The sequence below is a fragment of the Burkholderia sp. Ac-20379 genome (genome assembly GCF_017104645.1).
In the GTDB taxonomy this organism is placed as follows: Bacteria; Pseudomonadota; Gammaproteobacteria; order Burkholderiales; family Burkholderiaceae; genus Burkholderia.
The window spans coordinates 1-2,722 of record NZ_JAAGPF010000566.1 but is presented as its reverse complement, the minus strand read 5'-3'; the positions used below and the strand labels follow the sequence as shown (position 1 = coordinate 2,722).

3 protein-coding genes are annotated in these 2,722 nt (G+C 72.2%); 1 reads left to right on the top strand and 2 read right to left on the bottom strand.

All coding sequences use genetic code 11. The features are described 5' to 3' along the window. Window positions 1–21 precede the first annotated feature (21 nt). Together G3N92_RS32785 and G3N92_RS32780 are read right to left on the bottom strand one after the other, a co-directional pair. Window positions 22–1,476, bottom strand: a complete 1,455-nt coding sequence (locus G3N92_RS32785) for a PepSY domain-containing protein (RefSeq protein WP_206131674.1) — start codon at window positions 1,474–1,476, stop codon at window positions 22–24. Between the two features lie 180 nt (window positions 1,477–1,656). Then, on the bottom strand, window positions 1,657–2,148 hold the full coding sequence (locus tag G3N92_RS32780; RefSeq protein ID WP_206131673.1) for a DUF2946 family protein: 492 nt from the start codon (window positions 2,146–2,148) through the stop codon (window positions 1,657–1,659). A 172-nt stretch (window positions 2,149–2,320) separates the two neighbouring features. Between G3N92_RS32780 and G3N92_RS32775 the strand changes: the two genes are divergently transcribed. After that, window positions 2,321–2,722: DUF2946 family protein (locus tag G3N92_RS32775; protein WP_206131672.1), on the top strand; the 402-nt coding region annotated here is incomplete at its 3' end.

The window sequence follows — 2,722 nt, the reverse complement described above, 5'->3', positions numbered from 1 at the left end:
GCACGCGCGGGCGGCGGCGGTTCAGTGGGCCGTGCGCATCGCGCGCCCGAACACCAGCCGGTCGGCCAGCCAGACGGCGACGAGCGTCGCCCCCATCAGCGGAAACACGACGCCGAGCAGCACCAGCCCCGCGATCCAGCCGCGCATCGGCGGGCGTTCGCGTTCGCGCAACGGCGCGCCGAGCGTCAGCGCCGGACGCCGCTTCCACCACATCACGAAGCCGGTCACGGCCATCGCGGCGAGGCCCAGCGAGATCGCGGCGCACACCAGCTGATTGGCCAGCCCGAAATAGCGGCCCATGTGCAGCGCGGTGCCGTACGACACGCCCTGCGCCACCGCGCCGTAATCGGCGTAGCGGATGTCGCGCAGCGTCCGGCCGCTATATTGGTCGATCGAGATGGTGCGCTCGGCCTTCGGATCGGCCGGGAAGTACGAGGCCGTGAACACGCCGTCGGGCGTGGCCGGCAGCGCCAGCGTGTAGCCGCTCGTCACGCCGAGCGCGGCGACCTTCGCGATCGCCGCGTCGAGCGTCAGCGGCTGCGCGGCGTGCGACGGCGCGGAATCGGGCACCGGCACGTTGCCCACGGCCCACGGCGTTTGCGGCAGCGGCAGGTCGTCCATCACCATGCCGGGCATCGAATCGTCGCCGTGCGCCTGATGCATCGCGTGTTCGGGCGACGCAGCCGCGGCGGCCGAAGCGCCGGGCCGCAGCGAACGCAGCCCGCTGTCGCCCCACGCGCCCGGCGGCGAACCGAGGTTCGCGCTGGTGGCGAGCGCCTTGAACTGCTTGCCCCACGAGCCCGTCCACGGCAGGCCGCTCAGCACGAACGCCACCGCGCCGAGCGCGAGCCAGATGCCAAGCACGCCGTGCACGCTCTTCCACAACGGCCGCCCGCGCAGGCGCAGGTCGGGCGCGAACGCGCGGCGCAGCCGGCCCGGCTCGCGCGGCCACCACAGCGCCACGCCGGTGCCGATCATGACGAGCGTCCAGCACGCGGCCAGCTCCATCAGCAGTTCGCCCGGCTTGCCGAGCAGCAGCTTGCGATGCAGCATCCGGTCGACCTGCATGAAGCGGTCGTCCACGCTCAGCGTGCCGAGCACCGCGCCATCGTACGGATTGACGTAGACGCTCTCGCGGCTGCCCGTCGGCAGGCGGAACACGAATTCGGCGCTGCGATCCGGCGCGCTGCGCACTTCCACCGAAACCGGCGTCGAGCCTGCCGGCATCGCGGCAGCGGCGCGCTGCATCAGTTGGCCGGCATCGAGCTTCGGCGTGGCTTGCGGCGTGACGATCAGCCGATGCGGATACAGCAGCGGCTCGATCTGCGGCTGGAAGCAGTAGAGCGTGCCGGTGATCGCGAGGATCACCAGGAACGGCATCACGAACAGGCCGGCATAGAAATGCCAGCGCCACAGCGTGCGATAGCCGGCTTGCGGAGAACGGGGGGACGCGGGGCGTCCGGTGGAGGTCGACATACGCAGGTTCCTCGTCGTCGTGGCGTCGCGACGCCGCCGCCATTGCGGCGGAACGGTGTGCGACGGCCGGCGGCCCGCGCCTTGCAGGCCTCGACAGCATTCGGGAGCCCGCTTCGTGGAAGCGGGAAGACGCACGCGCGCATCGGCTTCAGCCGGCGCGGCGTGGCGGTGACAGGATGTTCAGGCGAACGAAGGCGGCGCGCGGGAGGGAGGACGATGGCCGATCGTCAGGCGCACGGCCGTGCGCACAACCGGACGCGGCCAGCTTGGCGGCGCGACGGCGGCGGGGAACAGCAGCACCAGCAGCAGGCTGGCGGCAAGCGCCGTCAGCAACGCGCCGCTGAACGGGCAAATGTCGCCGCCGCTCGCGCCGTTCTGCTGGCTGCCCGAGCCGTCGCGATCGTGGTGCGGCAACAGGCTGGCCAGCGCGAACGCATCGTTGGCCGGCGTGATCGGCGCCTGCGCGCCGAAATCGGCCGTCAGCGCGGACGCGCCGAGCACGAGCGGCCCGTGCCCCGAACACAGCACCACCGCGCCCGCATCCGGTCCGTCCGGAGCGAGCATCACGGCGCCCGAGAGCAGCGCGCGAGACAGCAGCACGGCCAGGATCAGGCCCCACAGCAAGCGTGTCGCGACGCCGCTTCGCAGCAGAAAGTGGCGAAGTGCGTTCATGGCGCGCGATTGTAACCCCCGGCAACGGGGCGCGTGAAGCCGCCGCCATGCGATCTCCGGTATCGCGGCCACGGCGATTGTTTGGAAGTCCTTGGCAATTGGCGCGACCACGAGTGCGACATCCCGTCGCGGGCCAGCGCGCGCGGGGAACCCGGCTACAATACGCCCCGCCATGAATCGACTCCGCCATCTGCTGGCGCAGCGCGCGAATCACCCGGTCCTGTCGGCGCTGATTCTCTGCGTGCTCGCGTTCCGCCTGATCCTGCCCGCCGGCCTGATGCTCGACACGAGCACGGACAGCGGCGCGGCCGGGCTCGCGATCTGCAGCGGCCATGGCCCGTTCGATTTGACGTCCGCCGCCGCGCAAGCGGCCGACGATCTGTCCCGCGCGCTCTCGCAAGGCGCCGATCGACACCACGCACGCGGCGACGCCCACGGCGAGCTGTGCCCGTTCAGCGCCTCGCTGGCCAGCGCCATCACGCTGGCGGTGCTGGTGGCCGTGCTGTGGCGCGGCCTCGGCGTGGTGGCGCGGCGCGCCGCACCGCGCATCGTGCGGTTCCGCCCGCCTCCCGCG